This window comes from Kosakonia sp. LAM2021 (assembly GCF_016620385.1).
In the GTDB taxonomy this organism is placed as follows: Bacteria; Pseudomonadota; Gammaproteobacteria; order Enterobacterales; family Enterobacteriaceae; genus Kosakonia; species Kosakonia sacchari.
Genome location: NZ_JAENHT010000012.1, coordinates 59,383 through 79,267 on the forward strand (window position 1 = coordinate 59,383; position 19,885 = coordinate 79,267).

Annotated in this window: 19 protein-coding genes; 9 read left to right on the forward strand and 10 right to left on the reverse strand. The window is 55.0% G+C overall.

The window, feature by feature from the left end; translation table 11 throughout:
* The 7 genes from rhaD to rhaM all read left to right on the forward strand — a co-directional run bounded on the left by rhaD (nt 1) and on the right by rhaM (nt 6,988).
* Nucleotides 1-831 (forward strand): rhamnulose-1-phosphate aldolase, encoded by an 831-nt coding sequence (gene rhaD / locus JKP81_RS20635; RefSeq protein WP_200553183.1) that lies wholly within the window; start codon nt 1-3, stop codon nt 829-831.
* A gap of 82 nt (nt 832-913) precedes the next feature.
* Nucleotides 914-1,900: a rhamnose ABC transporter substrate-binding protein gene (rhaS, locus tag JKP81_RS20640; RefSeq protein WP_131412917.1), complete on the forward strand. Its 987-nt coding sequence runs from the start codon at nt 914-916 to the stop codon at nt 1,898-1,900.
* Between the two features lie 49 nt (nt 1,901-1,949).
* Nucleotides 1,950-3,461 (forward strand): sugar ABC transporter ATP-binding protein, encoded by a 1,512-nt coding sequence (locus tag JKP81_RS20645; protein ID WP_200553184.1) that lies wholly within the window; start codon nt 1,950-1,952, stop codon nt 3,459-3,461.
* Nucleotides 3,461-4,465, forward strand: coding sequence for an ABC transporter permease (locus JKP81_RS20650; protein WP_200553185.1), 1,005 nt, complete (start codon nt 3,461-3,463; stop codon nt 4,463-4,465). Before JKP81_RS20645 ends, JKP81_RS20650 begins: the two co-directional genes overlap by 1 nt.
* On the forward strand, nt 4,462-5,466 hold the full coding sequence (locus JKP81_RS20655; protein ID WP_200553186.1) for an ABC transporter permease: 1,005 nt from the start codon (nt 4,462-4,464) through the stop codon (nt 5,464-5,466). The genes JKP81_RS20650 and JKP81_RS20655 overlap by 4 nt, the downstream gene beginning before the upstream one ends.
* 62 nt (nt 5,467-5,528) lie before the next feature.
* Nucleotides 5,529-6,677, forward strand: coding sequence for a lactaldehyde reductase (gene fucO, locus JKP81_RS20660; RefSeq protein WP_200553187.1), 1,149 nt, complete (start codon nt 5,529-5,531; stop codon nt 6,675-6,677).
* The gene (gene rhaM, locus JKP81_RS20665; protein ID WP_200553188.1) at nt 6,674-6,988 is read left to right on the forward strand and encodes an L-rhamnose mutarotase; all 315 of its coding nucleotides are present in this window, start codon (nt 6,674-6,676) and stop codon (nt 6,986-6,988) included. Before fucO ends, rhaM begins: the two co-directional genes overlap by 4 nt.
* A gap of 30 nt (nt 6,989-7,018) precedes the next feature.
* On the opposite strand, the gene JKP81_RS20670 is transcribed toward rhaM, so the two are convergent.
* The 6 genes from JKP81_RS20670 to JKP81_RS20695 all read right to left on the reverse strand — a co-directional run bounded on the left by JKP81_RS20670 (nt 7,019) and on the right by JKP81_RS20695 (nt 13,927).
* Nucleotides 7,019-7,762, reverse strand: coding sequence for a molecular chaperone (locus JKP81_RS20670; protein WP_200553189.1), 744 nt, complete (start codon nt 7,760-7,762; stop codon nt 7,019-7,021).
* The gene (locus JKP81_RS20675) at nt 7,759-9,075 is read right to left on the reverse strand and encodes a fimbrial protein (protein ID WP_200553190.1); all 1,317 of its coding nucleotides are present in this window, start codon (nt 9,073-9,075) and stop codon (nt 7,759-7,761) included. Before JKP81_RS20675 ends, JKP81_RS20670 begins: the two co-directional genes overlap by 4 nt.
* Nucleotides 9,076-9,089: 14 nt before the next feature.
* The gene (locus JKP81_RS20680) at nt 9,090-11,636 is read right to left on the reverse strand and encodes a fimbria/pilus outer membrane usher protein (RefSeq protein ID WP_234455743.1); all 2,547 of its coding nucleotides are present in this window, start codon (nt 11,634-11,636) and stop codon (nt 9,090-9,092) included.
* 38 nt (nt 11,637-11,674) lie between these two features.
* Nucleotides 11,675-12,406, reverse strand: a complete 732-nt coding sequence (locus JKP81_RS20685) for a molecular chaperone (RefSeq protein ID WP_200553192.1) — start codon at nt 12,404-12,406, stop codon at nt 11,675-11,677.
* A gap of 21 nt (nt 12,407-12,427) precedes the next feature.
* On the reverse strand, nt 12,428-12,964 hold the full coding sequence (locus JKP81_RS20690) for a fimbrial protein (protein ID WP_200553193.1): 537 nt from the start codon (nt 12,962-12,964) through the stop codon (nt 12,428-12,430).
* 414 nt (nt 12,965-13,378) lie between these two features.
* The gene (locus JKP81_RS20695; protein WP_200553194.1) at nt 13,379-13,927 is read right to left on the reverse strand and encodes a helix-turn-helix domain-containing protein; all 549 of its coding nucleotides are present in this window, start codon (nt 13,925-13,927) and stop codon (nt 13,379-13,381) included.
* Nucleotides 13,928-14,028: 101 nt separating this feature from the next.
* On the opposite strand from JKP81_RS20695, the gene JKP81_RS20700 reads away from it, so the two are divergent.
* Both JKP81_RS20700 and JKP81_RS20705 read left to right on the forward strand, forming a co-directional pair.
* Nucleotides 14,029-14,691 (forward strand): AzlC family ABC transporter permease, encoded by a 663-nt coding sequence (locus JKP81_RS20700; protein ID WP_017459678.1) that lies wholly within the window; start codon nt 14,029-14,031, stop codon nt 14,689-14,691.
* A complete protein-coding gene (locus tag JKP81_RS20705) occupies nt 14,691-15,014 on the forward strand; it encodes an AzlD domain-containing protein (protein ID WP_200553195.1) in 324 nt (107 codons plus the stop codon). The genes JKP81_RS20700 and JKP81_RS20705 overlap by 1 nt, the downstream gene beginning before the upstream one ends.
* A gap of 12 nt (nt 15,015-15,026) precedes the next feature.
* On the opposite strand, the gene JKP81_RS20710 is transcribed toward JKP81_RS20705, so the two are convergent.
* The 4 genes from JKP81_RS20710 to JKP81_RS20725 are packed head-to-tail and all read right to left on the reverse strand — an operon-like array spanning nt 15,027 to nt 19,700.
* Nucleotides 15,027-16,328, reverse strand: coding sequence for an efflux RND transporter periplasmic adaptor subunit (locus JKP81_RS20710; RefSeq protein WP_200553196.1), 1,302 nt, complete (start codon nt 16,326-16,328; stop codon nt 15,027-15,029).
* A complete protein-coding gene (locus tag JKP81_RS20715) occupies nt 16,321-17,787 on the reverse strand; it encodes a TolC family protein (protein WP_200553197.1) in 1,467 nt (488 codons plus the stop codon). The genes JKP81_RS20710 and JKP81_RS20715 overlap by 8 nt, the downstream gene beginning before the upstream one ends.
* Nucleotides 17,780-19,030 (reverse strand): ABC transporter permease, encoded by a 1,251-nt coding sequence (locus tag JKP81_RS20720; RefSeq protein ID WP_200553198.1) that lies wholly within the window; start codon nt 19,028-19,030, stop codon nt 17,780-17,782. The genes JKP81_RS20715 and JKP81_RS20720 overlap by 8 nt, the downstream gene beginning before the upstream one ends.
* Entirely contained in the window at nt 19,023-19,700 is a 678-nt protein-coding gene (locus JKP81_RS20725; RefSeq protein WP_200553199.1) for an ABC transporter ATP-binding protein, read from the reverse strand. The genes JKP81_RS20720 and JKP81_RS20725 overlap by 8 nt, the downstream gene beginning before the upstream one ends.
* Between the last annotated feature and the right edge of the window lie 185 nt (nt 19,701-19,885).

A 19,885-nucleotide genomic window follows, 5' to 3' on the forward strand; every position in this document is an offset into this window, starting at 1 on the left:
ATGCAGACCATTACCGATTCCTGGTTCGTCCAGGGGATGATCAAAGCCACCTCGGACGCCTGGCTGAAAGGCTGGGATGAACGCAACGGCGGCAACCTGACGCTGCGCCTGGATGAGGCCGATATCACATCGTTCGCCGCTGATTTTCACCAGAAACCGCGCTATATCGCCCTGAGCCAGCCGATGCCGCTGCTGGCCAACACGCCGTTTATCGTCACCGGCTCCGGCAAATTTTTCCGTAACGTGCAGCTTGATCCAGCAGCAAATTTAGGCGTTGTGAAAGTCGATAGCGACGGCGCAGGCTACCACATTCTGTGGGGGCTGGAGCATGAAGCGGTTCCGACATCAGAGCTACCGGCGCACTTTTTGTCGCACTGCGAACGCATCAAAGCCACCGGCGGGAAAGACCGCGTGATTATGCACTGCCACGCCACCAACCTGATTGCGTTGACCTACGTGCTGGAAAACACCTCTGATTTGATTACCCGCAAGCTGTGGGAAGGCAGCACCGAATGTCTGGTGGTGTTCCCGGATGGCGTTGGCATTCTGCCGTGGATGGTGCCCGGCACTGATGAAATCGGCCAGGCAACCGCCAAAGACATGCAGAAACATTCGCTGGTGCTGTGGCCTTTCCACGGCGTGTTCGGCAGCGGGCCTACGCTCGACGAAGCCTTTGGCCTGATCGACACCGCCGAGAAATCCGCCGAGGTGCTGGTAAAAATCTATTCGATGGGCGGTATGAAACAGACCATCACCCGGCAAGAGTTGATTTCACTGGGCAAACGCTTTGGCGTGACGCCGCTGCAATCTGCATTAGATCTGTACCAATAACAACATCGCGCCCCGCTCACTGAGACGGGGCGAATCCTCACCTGCAAGCCCTACAAACACTAACTCTCGTGGAGTAAAAGCAATGAAAACAAAAGCAAGCTTAATCCTCACCGTTGCCATTCTGGCGTTGTCCGGTTCCGCTTTAGCTGAAGTAAAAATCGCCCTCGTGGCGAAATCTTTAGGTAATGGCTTTTTTGAAGCAGCAAACACCGGCGCACAGGAGGCAGCCAAAGAGCTAGGCGATGTCAAAGTGATCTACACCGGCCCGACCACTACCACGGCCGAAGCGCAGATCGAAGTGCTTAACGGGTTGATCGCCCAGGGGGTGGATGCGATCGCTATCTCCGCCAACGATCCCGATGCCGTGGTGCCGGTGCTGAAAAAAGCGATGCAGCGCGGCATCAAAGTGGTGTCGTGGGATTCCGGCGTGGCGAAAGCCGGACGCCAGATCCACCTCAATCCCTCGAATAACGCGCTGATTGGCGAAACCAACGTCAAACTGGCCGCCGATGCGCTAAAAGCGTTGAATGTTGAAAAAGGCGATGTGGCGATCCTTAGCGCCACGCCCACCTCCACCAATCAGAACATCTGGATTGCGGAGATGAAAAAGGTACTGCCAAAGTACCCGTCGATTAACCTGGTGACCGTCGCTTACGGCGACGATCTCTCCGATAAGAGCTACCGCGAAGCGGTCGGCCTGCTGAAATCGTACCCGGACCTGAAAGTGATCGTCTCGCCGTCGTCGGTCGGCATTGTCGCGGCGGCGCAAGCGGTAAAAGACCAGGGCAAGATTGGCAAAGTGTATGTCACCGGTTTAGGGCTGCCGTCTGAAATGGCGGGCGCCATTAAATCCGGCGCGAGCAAAAGTTTCGCCATCTGGAACCCGATCGACCTCGGTTATGCCGCCACCTATTTAGCGGATGACCTGGTGAAAGGTACGGCGACCAAAGACGAAGCCAGCATGGGCAAACTCGGCAAAGTGAAACTGGACGCCGACGGCAGTGGCGCGATGGCTGAGCCGTTTGTCTACGATGCCAGCAACATTGATAAGTTCTCGAAGATTTTCTGATCCCTTCCTGCCCTCTTTTACAGGAGAGGGCAAAAACTGGAGAACTATCATGACGGCATCCACCCCTCTGCTGTCGCTTAAGGGCATCACCAAAGTGTTTCCCGGTGTGCGCGCCCTTGAGAACGTACAGCTCGATCTCTGGCCCGGCAAAGTCACCGCGTTGATCGGTGAAAACGGCGCGGGGAAATCCACGCTGGTCAAAGTGATGACCGGTATTTACCAGCCTGAAGAGGGCGAAATACTCTACAAAGCGATCCCGATTTCGCTGCCTACGCCCGAGTCGGCGCATAAAGTGGGGATCACCGCGATTCACCAGGAAACGGTGCTGTTCGACGAGCTCTCGGTCACCGAGAACATCTTCGTTGGGCAGTATTTATATAAAGGGCTGCTGAAAAAACTCGACTGGCCCGCCATGCACCAGCAAGCGCAGGCGATCCTCACCCGGCTGGAAGTGCAAATTGATCCACGTGCGACGCTGAAAACATTGAGTATCGCCCAGCGCCACATGGTGGCGATTGCGCGTGCGCTCTCGTTTGACGCGCAGGTGGTAATTCTGGACGAGCCGACCGCCGCGCTCTCGCAGCATGAGATCCTGGAGTTCTACCAAATCGTTGAACGCCTGAAGCAGGAAGGCAAAGCGATCCTGTTTATCTCGCACAAGTTTGATGAAATTTTTGAGCTGGCGGATCACTACACCATTTTGCGCGACGGAGTGTATGCCGATTCCGGCGCCATCAACGACATCACCGAAGAGCGGATGGTGGCGATGATGGTCGGGCGCGCCATTAACCAGAGCTGGCCGAAAGTGGCCTGCGCACTCGGGGAAACCGTACTGGAAGTGCGCGATTTATGCCATCCCACCGAATTTGCCCATATCAACTTTTCACTGCGCAAAGGCGAGATCCTCGGCTTTTACGGCCTGGTGGGTGCCGGGCGCACAGAACTGATGCAGGCGCTTTCCGGCGTGTCGCGCCCTTCTTCTGGCGACATCATTCTTAACGGGCGAACGGTGCATTTCCGCCAGCCTGCGGATGCCATCAACGCCGGGATTGTTTGCGTGCCGGAAGAGCGGCAAAAGCAGGGCGCGATTATTGAACTGTCGATTGCCCAGAACATCAGCCTGCCGCAGCTCAGCAAACTGAACGGTAATGGCGTACTCAACGAGGCCAAAGAGTGGGCGCTGGCGGATGAGTACGCCCGGCGTTTGCAGGTGAAAGCCTTTAGCTGGAAACAGGCGGTGGAAACCCTCTCCGGCGGCAATCAGCAAAAAGTGGTGATCGGCAAATGGCTCGCCACCCATCCGGACGTGATCATTCTCGATGAGCCAACGAAAGGTATCGATATCGGTTCGAAAGCCGCCGTACACCAGTTTATGTCGGAACTGGTGGCGCACGGTCTGGCGGTGATTATGGTCTCTTCTGAATTGCCGGAAGTGATGGGCATGGCCGATCGGGTGATCATCATGCACGAAGGGCTGATGGTCGCCGAGTACCAGGCCGGTGAAGCGACGGCGGAAACCATCGTCAGCGCCGCCAGCGGTGCCGGGAAGGAGGCAGCATAATGTGGCAACAACTGCTTAAACATCGCGAAGCGCTGCTCGGCGGCGTGATTGTGCTGCTGGTGCTGGCTATCGGCAGCCGTGTCCCTTCGTTTATCAGCCCTGGCAACCTGGTGGAGATGTTCAACGATACTGCCATTCTGATCATTCTCGCCCTTGGGCAAATGATGGTGCTGCTGGCCAAAGGTATCGACCTGTCGATGGCGGCTAACCTGGCGCTGACCGGCATGATTGTCGCGCTGATCAACTTCCATCACCCGGATGTGCCGGTCTGGTCGTTGCTACTGCTGGCAACGGTGCTCGGGCTGGTGATGGGCATCATCAATGGTCTGCTGGTGTGGAAACTGGGTATCCCGGCGATTGTCGTCACGCTTGGCACCATGAGTATTTATCGCGGGATTATCTTTTTGCTCTCCGGCGGCGGCTGGGTGAACTCTAACCAGATGGGCGCAGATTTTCTCGGCCTGCCGCGAGCCTCGGTGCTGGGTTTGCCGGTACTGAGCTGGTGCGCTATCGCCGTGTTGCTGCTGGTGGGTTACTTCCTGCGTTACAGCCGCACCGGACGAGCGCTCTATACTGCGGGCGGCAACGCCACGGCAGCGTATTACACCGGTATCAACGCCGGGAAAATGCAGTTTGTCAGCTTCTGCCTTTCTGGCGCCCTGGCGGGCTTTTGCGGCTACTTGTGGATCTCACGTTTTGCCGTGGCCTATGTCGACGTGGCTAACGGGTTCGAACTGCAAGTGGTTGCCGCCTGTGTGATTGGTGGCATCAGCACCATGGGCGGCACCGGGCGCGTGCTCGGCTGTTTGTTCGGTGCGCTGTTCCTCGGCGTTATCAATAACGCACTGCCGGTGATTGGCATTTCGCCGTTCTGGCAGATGGCGATTTCCGGCACGGTGATCGTGATTGCGGTGCTGCTCAACGAGCGCGGTAACAAACGCAAAGGCCGCTTGATCCTGCGAGACGCGGCGCTGGCGCGACAAAAACAGGCGGTGAAACCATGAGCAAGATACTGACCTCTGAGCCCGTGAAAAATACCCCTGCCGGGACACCATTCTTTAAGCGCTTGCTGTGCTGGGAAGGTTTTTTACTGGCGGTGACGCTGGCGGTGTTTGTGGTAAACGCCCTTGCATCGCCCTATTTCCTCAACATCTGGAATCTTTCCGACGCGACTTTCAACTTCACCGAAAAAGCGATCATCGTGTTGCCGATGGCGATGCTGATCATTGCCCGCGAAATTGACCTCTCTGTCGCCGCCACCCTCGCGCTCAGCTCAACGGCGATGGGCTTTTGCGCCCAGGCGGGTATGGATACGCCGCTGCTGGTGTGCGTCGGTTTGAGCGTTGGGCTGCTGTGCGGGTTGTTCAACGGCATTCTGGTCACGCGCTTCAACCTCTCTTCGATTGTGATCACCATCGGCACCATGAGCCTGTATCGCGGCATTACCTACATTCTGCTCGGCGATCAGGCGCTTAACACCTGGCCTGAAAGCTTTGCGTGGTTTGGTCAGGGTTACGTGTGGGGCGCGCTGTCGTTTGAGTTTGCCTTGTTCATCGTGCTGGCGCTGCTGTTTGCTTTTCTGCTGCACAAAACCAACTTTGGCCGCCGCACGTACGCCATCGGTAATAACCCGACCGGCGCGTGGTATTCCGGCATCAATGTGAAACGCCACAACCTGATCCTCTTCGCGCTGGTGGGGCTGATGGCGGGTCTGGCCTCGGTGCTGCTGACATCGCGTTTGGGCAGCACGCGCCCGACGATTGCGTTGGGCTGGGAGCTGTCGGTGGTAACGATGGCAGTGCTCGGCGGCGTCAACATTCTTGGCGGTTCCGGCAGCATGGTGGGCGTGATTATCGCCGCCTTCCTGATGGGGCTGGTGACCTTTGGCCTGAGCCTGCTCAATGTGCCGGGCATTGTGATGTCGATTATCGTCGGTGCGATGCTGATTGTGGTGATTTCGCTGCCGATCATTACCCGCCGCATGATGCAGCGCAGGCGTTTATGAATCCCTCCGGCGACAGGGCGTTTCGTCGCCGGTAAAAATCAAAGAAAATAAAGGAGTTATGTATGAGCTTTATGTTAGCACTACCCAAAATCAGCCTGCACGGCGCGGGCGCTATCGGCGATATGGTCAATATGGTGGCGAACAAACAGTGGGGAAAAGCGCTGATTGTCACCGACGGACAACTGGTCAAACTGGGTCTGCTGGACAGCCTGTTTGCCGCGCTGAAAGCGCATAACATGGCGTATCACCTGTTTGATGACGTGTTCCCGAACCCAACGGAAGCGCTGGTACAACAAGGCTATGCGGCGTATCAAAATGCCGCCTGCGATTACATTATCGCCTTCGGCGGCGGAAGCCCGATCGATACCGCCAAAGGGGTGAAAATCCTCACCGCCAACCCTGGCCCGTCAACCGCCTATTCCGGCGTCGGCAAAGTGAAAAACGCCGGTGTACCGCTGGTCGCCATCAATACTACCGCCGGTACGGCGGCGGAGATGACCAGTAACGCGGTGATCATTGATTCTGCGCGTCAGGTGAAAGAAGTGATTATTGACCCCAATATTATTCCCGATATCGCCGTCGATGACGCCAGCGTGATGCTGGAAATCCCCGCCTCGGTGACCGCCGCAACCGGTATGGATGCGCTGACCCACGCCGTTGAAGCGTATGTCTCGGTGGGTGCGCACCCGTTGACCGACGCCAACGCGCTGGAAGCGATTCGCTTAATTAACCTGTGGCTGCCAAAGGCGGTTGATGACGGCCACAACCTTGAAGCGCGTGAGCAAATGGCGTACGGCCAGTATCTTGCCGGCATGGCCTTTAACAGCGCCGGGCTTGGTCTGGTTCATGCGTTAGCGCACCAGCCGGGTGCCACGCACAATTTGCCGCATGGCGTGTGCAATGCCATCTTGTTGCCGGTCATCGAAAACTTTAACCGCCCGAACGCCGTTGCCCGCTTTGCCCGCGTGGCGCAGGCGATGGGTGTCGACACCAAAGGAATCAGCGATGAAGCCGCCAGCATGGAAGCCATCAATGCCATCCGCGCCCTGAGCGCACGCGTCGGTATTCCTTCTGGTTTCAGCAAACTCGGCGTTACCAAAGCGGACATCGAAGGCTGGCTGGATAAAGCGCTCGCCGATCCGTGCGCACCGTGCAACCCGCGAACCGCCAGCCGGGACGAAGTCCGCGAGCTTTATCTGGAGGCATTATGATCCGTAAGGCCTTTGTGATGCAGGTAAATCCCGATGCGCACGAAGAGTATGAACGCCGCCACAACCCGATCTGGCCGGAACTGGAAGCGGCGCTGAAAGCAGGCGGCGCGCACCATTACGCCATTTTTCTCGATAAACAGCGCAACCTGCTGTTCGCCACCGTTGAGATTGAATCGGAAGCGCGCTGGAACGCCGTCGCTAACACCGACGAGTGTCAGCGCTGGTGGAAACATATGCGTGATGTAATGCCCGCTAATCCGGACAACAGCCCGGTCAGCGCGGAATTAAAAGAAGTGTTCTATCTGGATTAAGCGGTTAGCCCCCTTCGCAACGGAGGGGGTTTAACGAACGGGAAATGTCTGTTCGGCAACCAGGCCGCTATCATCAATCAGTTTGGCATGGATACGCAGCGGTAAAACCGTGGGCTGCAGATCTTTTGCAACCACGGTGTATCGCTTCTCGCCGTAGGGTGCCACCATCATGTCCGGCTGCTGCTCCACGGCATAGGTTTTTTCGCCGTAGCGTAACGATAACCCGCCAAATGAGACATGCCACGGCGAGGCGTTATGACAGACGATCACCATGCTTTTGCCGCTGCTCGCCACACTGAAACGGATTTTTTTCTCAATATCCACTGGCGCGCCAAGCCCTTTTGGCCGCCAGAAGATTTTCATTTGCGTGTTCATCGTCAGGATCACACTGCGCGCGTCTGGCGCTGAGGCGGTTGATTTTGGCGGCATCTCATAGAGGTTGAGCCAAAAAACCGACTCCCGATCCTTTGGCAGCGTTTGCTGGTTATACAGCAGCCGCAACCCCTGCATCCCTTTGGGTTCGAGTGAAAACAGCGTCGGAACTGCCACAAACGGCGCTTTAAAGCGGGCGGGCGCATCGACATCTGCTTCGCCGTTATCGACCCAGGTTTGCACCATCACCGGCCAGCTGTTGGTGTTGACCAGCATCAGGCTTTGCTGGGTCTGACCTTCGTTAAAAATCACCCGCGTCGAGGCGGCGATAAGCCCGGCGCGGGTGGAAAAGGCGGTCATCAACAAAGAGGTGAGCAGCGCGATGGCAAGGCGGGATCTCATTGAACTTTCACCAGCACTTCAGCACTGGCATCAACTTTGCCCGCCGTGACCGTTTCGCCAGCGATACGTGTCAGATAAGCATTGAAATTCACCACATATTCGTTGATCGCGGTTGAACCGTTATTCGTCACTTGCGTCGCACCATCACGCACCGCGTACCAGCCGCCGTTGCCGCCGGGTTGGCAGGTTGCGGCCAGGCAGCGAGACCAGCCAATAAAATTACGCAGCACACCGTCATTGCTATTGGCTATCTGAATTCCCACTCCGCTGGCGTAACCCGGTTGACCATATTTTTCGGAAAGCAGATGGCTCACCCCGCCGGACGCATTCACCAGGTTAAGCTGCTGCGCAGTCAGATAACTTTCATAGGGCACCTGAAGACCCATTGCCGTCATCCCCTGCGTCTCACCGCTTGTCGATTGCCCTTCACAGAGGATATGCACGTTAAAGTTGCTCTGCGCGGTTTGGCCGTTGTTCAGATCGCTCACGGAAATCGTGGGGAAAAACACCATCGGTGTGACGCTTTTCGCCACACAGGTGGGTATCGATACCAGGTTGGCGGGGTAACCCGTAGAAATGCCCATATTAATGGCCATCCAGTTATCTAAATACCAGCCATCAAAGGTGTAAGCAGAATCGCCAGAGTCACAATACGCGTCCGGGCTGCCGGGTGAGCAGAAAGAAACATAGCCGTTGGGCTGGTTGCAGCTATAACTGCCGGAGGTTAATTGCGACGCACGACCACAATAATTAAAGGGCGCCCCTGTCGAGGTTGTCCCGCTCACCCGAATCAGATCCGCACGGATAGGGCTAAAATCTTTAACCCGAATATAGATCTGCGTACCATCCGGTGAAACCAGGTAATTCTTCATCGGGATACGCTGATATTGACGCGTAAACACCGTGCCAGAGTTCAGATGCGTCAACCGTAACGCGACATGCGCAAACAGCGTGCCGTAATAGTTGGGAAAACCATCGTCTTTCCCCAAATCATAAAAACCGCTGTTACGATCGTCGCCGTTAGTGGCGATGATTTCGAAGATATTGTCTTTATCCGCAATATCGCACACCCACAACACGCTATCCGGACCTTTGTAACGCGGGTTCTGCGAGAACGTCACGATATTGGAGCCCAGAGGGGTACCTATCGGTTGGATTTCAAGGCTGGAAACGTTAATAGTTCCCATCGCCAGGCTGAGGCCATAGGCATCTAACTCGGTACGGACAAAATCCGGGCCTTTTTTACACAGCGCGTTCGCGGACAAACTGATTAATAAAAAAATATTCAGCAAAATGATGCGTATAAATGGCATAAAAACTCCGTTGCTTAACGACATGGCAAGCTCATCAGAAGCAGAGGTTTGCGTGGTGGCGTAATACGCCACGAGATATGGCAGATTTCCTGGGCGTTATTTCCCCACTGAACGCGCAACGTTCCGTTGTCGTCACTTGAACGCAGGTAAATTTGATTGGCTTGGCCGACCATGCCGACGTAATTGCCGTAGCTGTCATAGACGGCGGAACCCATGGGGATCGGCGTATTGTTCTGCGGCTGCGCGGTGATAAGCATGGCCTGGCCGCTGAGCGTGTTAAAACGGACCCGCACCGTCGCGCCCGCATAAGGTGCGACACGCTGGAGTGACGTTTGCAGTTCAACATCTTCGTTCATATTGCGGGGATCCAGACCGATGTTGTTGAACTGATAAGCCCCCAGCGACGGCGCAATTGCATAACCAAAGGCATCAATGCGCGCCCCCTGCCCGCCAATCACTTCCGCACCTTTGGCTCCGGGTGCATCGACCAGTACAAAGCTGTCGCCCACCCAGTGACCGAGCGTCACGCCGCCTTTATGCGCCACCAGTGCGCCCTGAAGCGAGCCTGAAGCCTGCCAGTAATTTTTCGAAGAGGACCATGAGAGACCCGCATTGGCATACGGGAAACTGCGCTGGAGCCCGCCACCCCAAACAGATTGTGCACCTTTGCTATCGGTTGAGTAATTCAGGTTGTAGTTCAGTGGATTCTTCTCGCCATACACCCCGCTTAGCGTCGACTGATAGCCACCATCGCGGCTATTACTACTGTTTGAGCGGTTCGCGCTGGCCGACAAAATTGGGGCATAGCGTGTACCGCCAAGCGGCACGGAAACAGAGAGCGACCACATGGTTTGTATACGGTCACGCAGGAAAATCGTATGGTCGTTACCGTTGTTTTGCCATGGCGTACTGTTCATGCCAGGCACGACGTTATACGTCCTCGCCACCCCCAGATTCAGCGAGATGCCATGGTTGAAGGTTTTACTCCAGTTGAACTGCAGCTGTTTATCGCGCTTTTTACCGTCACGGTAATCCTGTGATGATGCAGAGAGGGTGATATCCCCCAGTACGCCAATGCGTTGACCGGCAGAAATCTCAATACGGCTGCGTTGTTTCCAGCTCAATGATTGCCATTTTTGCCCATGATTGCGTGCTTCACGCGAACCCAGGGCGTCGTAAAGTTCTGAATAACCTTCCGTGGAATACCGATAACCCGCCAGCGTAAATGAGGTGCCGGTACGCGGAATAAATTTGCTGTAGTTCGCGCGCAGCGTCCAACCGCTCTTGTTACCTTCGCTGCCCATGTTTGCTCGTGAAAACATACTGTTCAGGCCAAACGCTCCGGCCACGCTGCTGTAAACCGCCCCCAATGAATAGCTCATGTAACCCGCGGCGAGCTGATTACCGAGGTTGAGGGTGAGGGAGTTCGTCAGCCCCTGACGCCAGACCGCTTCGCTAAAGACATTGTTATCGCCCACGTCTCGCGCCCGCCCGACGGTGAAAACATAGTCGGAAGCGCCTGGACGCATGGATTCAGCCAGAGCGGAGAACGGCACGCTAAATGTGTTTTCACTGCCGTCAGCCTCGCTGACAACAACGGTTAAATCCCCGGCAAAATTGGTGGGATAGAGATCATTTATGGTGAACGGACCAGGGGCAACGGTTGTTTCGTATAGCGTGGTTTTGCCTTGCAGGATGGTCACTTTGGCGTTGGTTTTGGCAATCCCACGCACGACCGGCGCATAGCCTCGTTGGGAATTAGGCAGCATTCGCGTATCCGATGAGATCTGGAAGCCGCGAAAACTCATGCCGGAGAAGAATTGTCCGTTGGTGTAGCCTTCGCCAATCAATACTTCACTGCGTAAAGGATAAATCGCGCGCTGGATATAACGGCGGCTGGTGCTCCAGCGGCTGCCGTTATATTTGCTGTAACTGAAGTTGGATTGCTGGCGATAACGCCATAGCCCCAAATTAATACCACCATTGAAACTTAGCCAGGTGGAATCCATGCCGCCAGCGCTACCCTGCCGCGATTCAACATGGTACTGGTTAGCCATATAATTGAGAAATAGCATGCTTTCCCCGGCGCTGAGACTTGCTTCGCTTACGCTGCCACGGGGAACAGATTTCAATAACGCCTGCGGTGCGGTGAAATCCATACGCAATTGCGGCATGTCATCTTTACGGGTGATACCGTTCAACGCCTTATCATCTGGCCAATAACATGATGGCGCAGCGTCGTCAGACAATGCGTTAAATCCCAACGTTGTTAATAAATCATTGGGTAGACAAGGCTCGACTTTTTTACCCCGGCGGGAAAACTCAATCTCGCGGTGGGTAGTAAATTTTCCATTAAGATAAATATCGAGAGAATGTCGGCCCGGCGTAATTAATTCATCCTTATTTAAGCGCAGGAGATCTTCATTAGATAACCCACTTCCCCTTAACAAGGAAGCGTCAAAATAAAATTCATTATCTTTCGCCGATGCCGTCAACGATACAACAGAAATAAACCCTATGAGAATACGAAAGCATGAGGAGCGCAGATGCATCAGTACCATCCGAGTTGAATAACGTTTTATATTTCAGAGCGGAAGATTTATTTAACTAAAGAATACGACTTGCTAAATACTCCACCATAATCATTTAATGCATTAATCGTTAATTTATCTCCACCAGCAGTCGGGAGGGACCATTGCGTAATGGATCGTGGAGCTATCATTCCCTTGAAGTTTATTGGATGTTTCTTTTCCCGTTCTTCAGTAAAAGCGCTAATCACAGAAATATGGTAAGCACTCGTATTATTCACTTCGACAGTTTGTCCATGTAAAGTCACTTTTACATTGTCCAGAGAATGGTTAGCATCTCCTGTAACACCGTCGGGGCGGTAAAAAATTTTCAATCGGCTTTTTATCAGCATTGTTAAACTGTTCTGCCCACGTTCAGACGTTTTCTTTGCCGGATATTGTAAAAAATTCAACCAAAAAAGAGATTCTCGATCCTGAGGAAGTTGTGCCCCGGTAAATTTCAGCCTTAATGTGTGTTCAGTAGCTGGATTAATGCGGAAAATCGACGGCATCAAAAGAAACGGCGCATCAGCCGTTTCCGGTGTCGACTGAGGGTTATTTTTATCTGCCCAGACTTGCACTAAAACAGGTTCGTTACCCGTATTAGTAAAAGCTAATCCCTTTTCTTTTATGTCAGCAGGATAAATAATGCGCGTCCCGACCATCGTCACACTGGCGCAAGCATTTCCGACTATAAAAAATAATAATGCTGTCAGTGATATATATTTCGACATACTGATATAGGCCGTATAGAAGCGCTGCATAATGCAGCGCTTTAAGAAAAATTATTGATACGTCACAGCAAATTGCGCTTGTGCTTCAACAGCGCCAGGCGTTGCCTGCCCGGTCGCGTAATACCGTGCTGCCAGATCATAGGTTACGGTAGTGTTGGCCCCGCCGACAGATTGCGTCGTGGTTTGGGCTTTATTGCCCGTAAAGTCCATCGCATTCGAACCTTCCATCAGCTGAATCGCAACATTCGTTGCTGCTGAAGTGCTCGCGGTATTTTTTAAATTCGTACCATCAATATCGTTGGCAACAAAAACAATTCCGGCATTGGATGCTTGCGTACCGCCACAGCCAGAAAGCGTTACGGTGAACGGCGTATCACCTGTCGTTGAACCGGAAGACGCTAATTGACTGTCACTGACGGTAGGTAAAAGTACAATCGGAGATGTGCTGCTACCATTAATATTAATATCACAGGTCTGTTCGCTAACTTCACCCATAAAACGCACGGTGTTATTTGATGTCGCGGCAAAAGCAGAACTGCTCAATGACAAAATAGCTGTTGCGGCAAAAAGATTTACTAACTTGTGCATAAACTCGCCTCACTCTTTATATTAACAACCCCAATAAAAATGATTGATATATATCCAACCATTTTGATTTCGCGAGTAAATTACACTGGGATAATATTGATGTAAAGGTATTAAAAGGGAGCATTAAATGGAACTAAGCTATAACATACAAGCATTTAATAACATTGCTTTTAATATTCACAAAAGCAATATACCAACAAAGAAAAAACCATAAAAAACAGCATGCTGTGTAATTAATTAACAACTTTAAAAGATCAATTAATTAATTAAAACAGGTGTTTAATCAGAATATTCGCCAGAAAAAATGAAGTGAAAAATCCCAAAGAAAACACAAAACGCGAAGGGAACAATTAAATTGTTCCACTCTCTGTTATCTTTATCCGTTTTTATTATTGCCGGGTGGATTAAACAGGATTAATTTTGTTCAGCCACCAGAATGGCCTGCGTATCCGCTTCCAGCGCTTTAAAGATATGTTCCCTGTCCGCCGGATAACAAATGTAATCCCCTTCACCTAACTCTTCCGGCGCTTCCGTCAGCCCGACCAGCGCGCGCCCTTGTGTCACAATAATGTGCTCCACTGAACCTGTCGGGTGCGGATGCGAGATCCGATCGGCGCCGGGCTGAGTGAGCAATAAATAGATATCGCGTCGCGAGCCGGGCGGGCAGGCAGCGAGTAATATCGCCTGGTAGTTTGCCTCTTCGGCGGTCACTTTTGTGCCTTCGCCACGTCGAATAACCTGGGTGGTTGGTTTTTGCGGTTCCAGCAGGCGAGCAAAGGGAATGTCCAGCGCGACGCAGAGCGCCCAGAGCGTTTCCAGACTAGGATTACCGTTACCCGCTTCCAGTTGTGAAAGCGTAGATTTGGCGATACCCGCCCGGCGGGCAATTTCCGCCAGCGAAAGCCCTGTTCGCAGTCGCTCACGCACCAGACTTTTGGCAATGATGCTAATTGGCTGTGTCATAAACACCCCATTGTTCATTTAATCGAACGAATCGTTCTTGTTGAAAAACGATTCTGGTGTGTTCATTATAATGGATAAACGTTCGATATGGGTAAAGAGAGATGTTCACCAGACACTTCGCCTCGCTGAAGGGCGACACCGTAAAAGCTATCTTCCTGGTATGCCTGGCCGTGGGCGTTGTCGGCGTCTCCTATGGATCGCTGGCCATGGCTTACGGCTTTCCTTTATGGGTGCCTCTGGCGCTCTCCACTCTGGTGCTGGCTGGCGCATCCGAGTTTATGTTTATCGGTATCGTCGCCAGCGGCGGCAATCCGTTGGCTGCGGCTCTGGCGGGTCTGCTCGTTAACGCGCGTCATATCCCTTTTGGCGTCACGGTGCGTGAACTGGTAGGTCAACGTGCAGCCAGTTTTCTCGGCTGTCACATCATGAACGATGAAAGCGTCGTGTTCGGCTTATCACAGCCCACCGCCGAGCAACGTAAAGCCGCTTACTGGCTGTGTGGTTTAGGTGTTGCGCTATTGTGGCCCGCTGGCGTACTGGTGGGTGCGGCGGTGGGTAAATTGCTGCCCGCACCGGAAACCATTGGTCTGGATGCGGTTTTCCCGGCAATTTTGCTGGCGCTGGTGTTGCCGGCACTGAAAAAGCGCACCACGCTGATCCGCGCCTCGAGCGGCGCGGTATTATCGCTCGCAGCCGTTCCCTTTGCGCCGGTGGGATTACCGGTGCTGCTCTCTTTACTTGGCTTACTGACGAGGAAGAAATAATGGCCAGCGTTGCGCTCATTATCGGCGGTATCGCCATCCTTTCTATCGGCACCTATTTGATGCGCTTTGGCGGTGCAAAACTCGGCAGCCGGCTGGCGCTTTCCGAGCACTCGCAGGCGCTGCTGTCGGATGCGGCAACCACCCTGCTTTTCGCGGTCGCGCTGGCATCAATGCTCTATGAAGGCGGGCATTTCGCTGGCATGGCGCGCGTACTGGGCGTGCTTTTCGCGTTGTTTCTCGCCTGGCGCAAAATGCCGCTGATTATAGTGATCCTCTCCGCAGCCGTCGTCACCGCGCTGCTGCGCCTTGCCGGAATCGCATAAGAAACGGGCGCGTTAATGGATACTCACGGAAACCGGGTTAGCCGAACCGCCCTGCGCGCCCATTTCAACGCGCACTTCTCCCGCGTCAATCCCGTGGATTTCCACCCCCTGCGCCACCGTCTGCCCGGTGGTAACCACCACTTTGCGCGGTGTCTCACCGGACGAAGCTCGCCAGAGCACCCAGCGCGAACCTGACTGCGGATCGACATGTAACGCCTGGGCGGGCACCGCGAATCCGTGTTCGTTCTGCCAGGTGATCACCGCCAGCCGGGCGCTCATCCCCAGCCGAATATCTTGCTGTAAATCCGCCAGCGGTGTATTTACCGACACAGTGACATCGTAATAAGCGCCCTGCGTCTCTGCCGCGCTGCTCTGAACGCCAATCTCGCGGATCTGCCCGCTGAGCGTTTTGCCAGCAAACCCTTCACCGGTGATGTTAACCGGCATCCCCTCTTTTAACTGATGGAGATCCGCTTCCTCGACGCGAGTCACTACCTGTATCGTGTCCAGCCCCGTCACCGTCAACAACGCCGCGCCCTGGCTCACCGACAAACCCGGCTGGAGGGTGATCGGTTTACCGCTCTCAGGCGCGACCGGACGCACAACAAAACCGGAAAACGGCGCATGTAGCGTTTGTCGCTCCACCTGCGCTTTCAGTGTTGCGTAGCGAGCCTGCGCATTTGCCAGTTCCATATCGGCAATTTTGCTGTCCTCACCTTTACCCCGCGCTTCCATCGTGTGTAACTCTTCCTGCGCGGCAGCCAGATCCTGCTGCTGCGCTTGTGCCTGCTGCGCCAGCGCATCGACTTCCATACGGGCGACAATCCCGCGCTTAAAAAGCGCAGTGGTATCGCGAAGATTGGCCTGCGTATTGGAGAGCGTCGCACGCGCGGCCTGCACCACGCGTCTGGCGCGCGAAACATCCGGGCTGCTGCTCCAGTTGCGAAACAGCGCTACCTCTTTTTGCGCTTTCAAAAGATCCGCCTGCGCCTGGCGAAGTTGGATTTCAATCTGCCCGGGATCAAGCACTATCAGCACTTCCCCCTTTTCAACGCGCTGCCCTTCGTGAACCGCGATTTCACGGATCACCCCGTCAAATGGCGCGGCAAGAGTTTGCTGGCGGGCCGCCTGAATACGCCCCACCAGCCCCAGTTGGTTTTCAAGCCGCTGCGGCTGCACCGGCAGCCAGACCTCCTGCGCAGCGCCACTTTCCGGTTCGCGTGCGACTGCCCACCATAAGAGCGAGCCGCCAGCCACTACCGCAAGTGTCAGCAGTAAAAGCAGGCGTTGCTTTTGCGTAAAAAACTTAATCATTGAGCGAAATATCCCAACTTTGCAGCGTGGTTCCCAGCGTTTGATCGAGCCCGGCCTGTGCATTCAAATAGCTGATAAGCGCATTTAGCCTGGCGTTTTCCGCGTTGCGAAGATCGTTTTCAAAGCTCAGCACCTGGAAGTTGCTGGAGCGGCCAGCGGTCAGTTTTTCCCGTTCAATTTCTACTTTGCGGCGTGACAAATCCCGCGCACGTTGGGCTATCTCAAACTGTCGCCAGCGGGTGCCCATATCGCGCACGGCGTTGGTCACATCCCGATCAAGCTGCTGGTGCGCTTCCGCCAGCTGGATTTGTTGGTTCTTCACATTAACCTGCGCTTGCACTTCCGCCTGCCGGGCGGTCATGTCGCCGATAGGGATCTCCACCTGAACCCCAACATAGTTATCCCAGTTGCGCGCGCCATCACCTCGCGCCGCACGGTTACGCTGCTGCGTTGCGCCGCCGACCAGCGAAACATCCCACAACCGGTCATTACGGGCGACGGCGAGGTTAATCGCAGCCTGTTCGCCAACAAGCAGCTGCGCCAGGTACGCGGGCTGCGACACCTCCGCCTGTTTCAACGCGCGATCGGCCTGCACCTCGACTGGCTTTGCCTGTAGCGCTTCGGTCGCGACAATTGGCGCATGCAGATCCAGCGCCAGCAGTTGCAACAACGCCAGCCGCGCCATATCCACCCGGTTTCGCGCCTCTTCATGCGCCAGTTCTTGTGAAGCCACTTCGGCTTCGGTTTGCACAATTTCAAACTCCGCCATGCGCCCGGCGCTGATCATCGCCTGGTTCACTTCCACCAACTGCCGCGCCCGCGCCAGCGAATCCTGAGCAATCTTTAACTGCTCCTGCGCCAGCAACAGATCGCGGTAAGCGGTGATAATTTGGGTGATCGTCTGCGAAACGGTGGACTTCAAATTCAGGCGGTTGATTTGTTCGGTCATCTGCGCCAGGCGAACCGGCGCGGTGGCAATATCTTTACCCGCGCCGCGCAGCAACGGCTGAATAACAGAAAAATTCGCCCCGTCGTTGTGGGATAACCCCGCCACGTTGGCGTCGGTGTGCTGATATGTCCAGCCGAGGCTAACGCGCGTGCCGTACGGGGTGAGCAGCGTGGAGGTCGGCGTCAGGTTTCCCTGCCGGTAGCGGTCGTCCTGGTTACGCGTGGAGAGATAATTGCCTGAGAGCACCAGTTTTGGCGTGAAGCGATCTTCGGCCACGCGCAGGTCAAATTTCTGCGCCACCCTGTCGAGATACGCGCTACGAATAGCGCGGTTATCACGCAGCCCGAGATAGATGGCATCGCTCAGGGTAAGATCGATACTATCGCCTTTCAGCGCAATACGCGCCGTCTCGCCGTCTCGCGTGGCATGGGAAGGGTTCACCGGCATGTCAGCACGCGCCGGGCAAACCATCAGGCTTGCCAGTAACCACAGCCAGGCATGTCTACGCATCGCGCAGCGCCTCCACCGGCTCCAGCCGGGACGCCGCCAGTGCGGGAGATAAGCCAAAAAACAGCCCGATAACAATGGCGCTGCCAACGCCCAACGGCAACGCTGCGGCAGATAAGGCAAAATCAGACCAGCCAGAAAACCAGACAAACAGCCACGCCGCCGCCAACCCCGCCGCCGCGCCAAGCAGCGCGCCAACGGTGGCCAAGACAATCGCTTCCAGCAAAAAGAGCATCGCGATATCGCGCGGACGCGCGCCCAGCGCCATGCGCACCCCAATTTCCCGGCGGCGCTCCGACACATTCATCACCATCACATTCATCACGCCCACCCCGCCGACCAACAGCGAGATGCCGCCAAGCCCGGCGAGCAACCAGGAAAACAGGCGCGACTGCTGCTCGATGCCTTCCAGCAACTGCTGAGGAACCTGCACATTGACCTCGAAGCCGGGCATCTTTTCGCTGAGCCACGCTTGTAGCCGGGGCGCGATGCGATCAAGTTCTTCACCACTGCGGCTGCGCACCGCTACGCCCGTTATTTGCGGAAAACTGATTACCCGGCGCATACCGGTAATCGGCAGCAAAATGGCATCATCCACGGAGACCGGAATGATCGGGTTTGGCCCTTGCGGGCGCAGAATACCGACAATCTCAAAGAGATAACCGCCAATCTGAATGCGGTCGCCGAGTAGTACAGGGCGGTCGGGCGGGGCCCATTGTGCGGCGACATTCGCTCCGAGAACGGCGTAGGTGCTCTGCGCATCAAAGCGGCTCAAAAAGCGGCCCTGTTCCAGTTGCAACCGCAGAACAGAAGGCAGTTCAGCGCCGCTACCGACCAGCGTTGCCGCCGCCGTTCGGCCATTAAAACGTGCTTGTGTGTTACTGGGAACGAGCGCAGAGGCTGCGTCAATTTCCGGGATGTGCTGATGCAAGGCATCGATATCGAGATCGGCCGGCGCAACCAGCGGTTTTCTGCCGGAACCGACAGGCTGCTGAATATTGGCAACCAGTAGCTCACTGCCCATCCCACGAAAGATGCTCATCGCCTCACGTTCGGCGTTGTAGCCAATGTTGAGCAACGCCACCACCGCGGCGCAGCCCACCGCGATACCTAATAGCGCCAGCACCGCGCGACGACCTAACAGCCGCAGGTTATCCAGCGATTCCAGCAAAAGTTGCAGCCACGGCATTCCGTAGCGTGAAGACTTAGAAGCACACATTGCGGCGGGCAGACGAAGATCAGACATGCGTTGCCTCGCTGATCCGCCCGTCAGCCACCTGAATGCAGCGCGACATGCGGCGGGCAATGGAGTTGTCATGCGTTACCAGCACCAGCGTGGTGCCGCTGTCGCGATTCAATGTCAGCAGTAAGTCGATAATGTCAGAGGCGTTTTGGCTATCAAGGTTGCCGGTGGGTTCGTCGGCGAGCAGCAAAGCCGGTTCGCCAACCAGCGCACGGGCAATGGCCACACGCTGGCGCTGCCCACCGGACAAATCCGCAGGGCGGTGATGCGCGCGTTCACTTAAGCCCACACGCTGAAGCTGTTTGCGGGCAGCGTCCTGTGCTTCATGACGCAGTACGCCACGGTAGAGCAGCGGCAAAGCAACATTATCCAGCGCGGTAAGCCGGGGCAGTAAATTGAAGCTCTGAAAGACAAAACCAATGATGTGATTACGCGCCGTCGCGCGAGCGTCTGCGCCGCAGCAGGACATATCTTCGCCATGAAACATCACACGCCCGGAGGTAGGCGTATCAAGCAATCCCAGCAGATTAAGCAGCGTGCTTTTCCCCGAGCCAGACGCGCCAACAATGGCGCAACTTTGCCCGGCGGGGATAGATAACGAAATGTTGTGCAGGATGGTCTGTCGCGCGGCACCGGCGGCGTAGGAATAGGTCACCGAATCCAGGCTTATCAAATCAGCGCCAGATGTCGTGTGTTGAGTTGTGCTTATCCCTGAGTCGTGCAACCGTTCCATGTTTGCTAATAATTCATCCTGAAGAACACGGATATGGTGTGAACTACATATCAATACTAACGGCCAGAAAAACGAAATCTTTAGCTTTTTTGCCATGTATTCATTTCAATAAAACCTACCAGAAT

Bases quoted from the DNA above. Each gene is read 5' to 3' on its own strand.
- JKP81_RS20705 (WP_200553195.1), top strand. From the start codon at position 14,691: ATGGCCAGCGTTGCGCTCATTATCGGCGGTATCGCCATCCTTTCTATC.
- JKP81_RS20720 (WP_200553198.1), bottom strand. From the start codon at position 19,030: ATGTCTGATCTTCGTCTGCCCGCCGCAATGTGTGCTTCTAAGTCTTCA.
- fucO (WP_200553187.1), top strand. From the start codon at position 5,529: ATGAGCTTTATGTTAGCACTACCCAAAATCAGCCTGCACGGCGCGGGC.
- JKP81_RS20670 (WP_200553189.1), bottom strand. From the start codon at position 7,762: ATGAGATCCCGCCTTGCCATCGCGCTGCTCACCTCTTTGTTGATGACC.
- JKP81_RS20710 (WP_200553196.1), bottom strand. From the start codon at position 16,328: ATGATTAAGTTTTTTACGCAAAAGCAACGCCTGCTTTTACTGCTGACA.
- JKP81_RS20695 (WP_200553194.1), bottom strand. From the start codon at position 13,927: ATGACACAGCCAATTAGCATCATTGCCAAAAGTCTGGTGCGTGAGCGA.
- JKP81_RS20700 (WP_017459678.1), top strand. From the start codon at position 14,029: ATGTTCACCAGACACTTCGCCTCGCTGAAGGGCGACACCGTAAAAGCT.
- JKP81_RS20675 (WP_200553190.1), bottom strand. From the start codon at position 9,075: ATGCCATTTATACGCATCATTTTGCTGAATATTTTTTTATTAATCAGT.
- JKP81_RS20650 (WP_200553185.1), top strand. From the start codon at position 3,461: ATGTGGCAACAACTGCTTAAACATCGCGAAGCGCTGCTCGGCGGCGTG.
- JKP81_RS20655 (WP_200553186.1), top strand. From the start codon at position 4,462: ATGAGCAAGATACTGACCTCTGAGCCCGTGAAAAATACCCCTGCCGGG.
- rhaM (WP_200553188.1), top strand. From the start codon at position 6,674: ATGATCCGTAAGGCCTTTGTGATGCAGGTAAATCCCGATGCGCACGAA.
- JKP81_RS20645 (WP_200553184.1), top strand. From the start codon at position 1,950: ATGACGGCATCCACCCCTCTGCTGTCGCTTAAGGGCATCACCAAAGTG.
- rhaS (WP_131412917.1), top strand. From the start codon at position 914: ATGAAAACAAAAGCAAGCTTAATCCTCACCGTTGCCATTCTGGCGTTG.
- JKP81_RS20680 (WP_234455743.1), bottom strand. From the start codon at position 11,636: ATGGTACTGATGCATCTGCGCTCCTCATGCTTTCGTATTCTCATAGGG.
- JKP81_RS20685 (WP_200553192.1), bottom strand. From the start codon at position 12,406: ATGCAGCGCTTCTATACGGCCTATATCAGTATGTCGAAATATATATCA.
- rhaD (WP_200553183.1), top strand. From the start codon at position 1: ATGCAGACCATTACCGATTCCTGGTTCGTCCAGGGGATGATCAAAGCC.
- JKP81_RS20690 (WP_200553193.1), bottom strand. From the start codon at position 12,964: ATGCACAAGTTAGTAAATCTTTTTGCCGCAACAGCTATTTTGTCATTG.
- JKP81_RS20715 (WP_200553197.1), bottom strand. From the start codon at position 17,787: ATGCGTAGACATGCCTGGCTGTGGTTACTGGCAAGCCTGATGGTTTGC.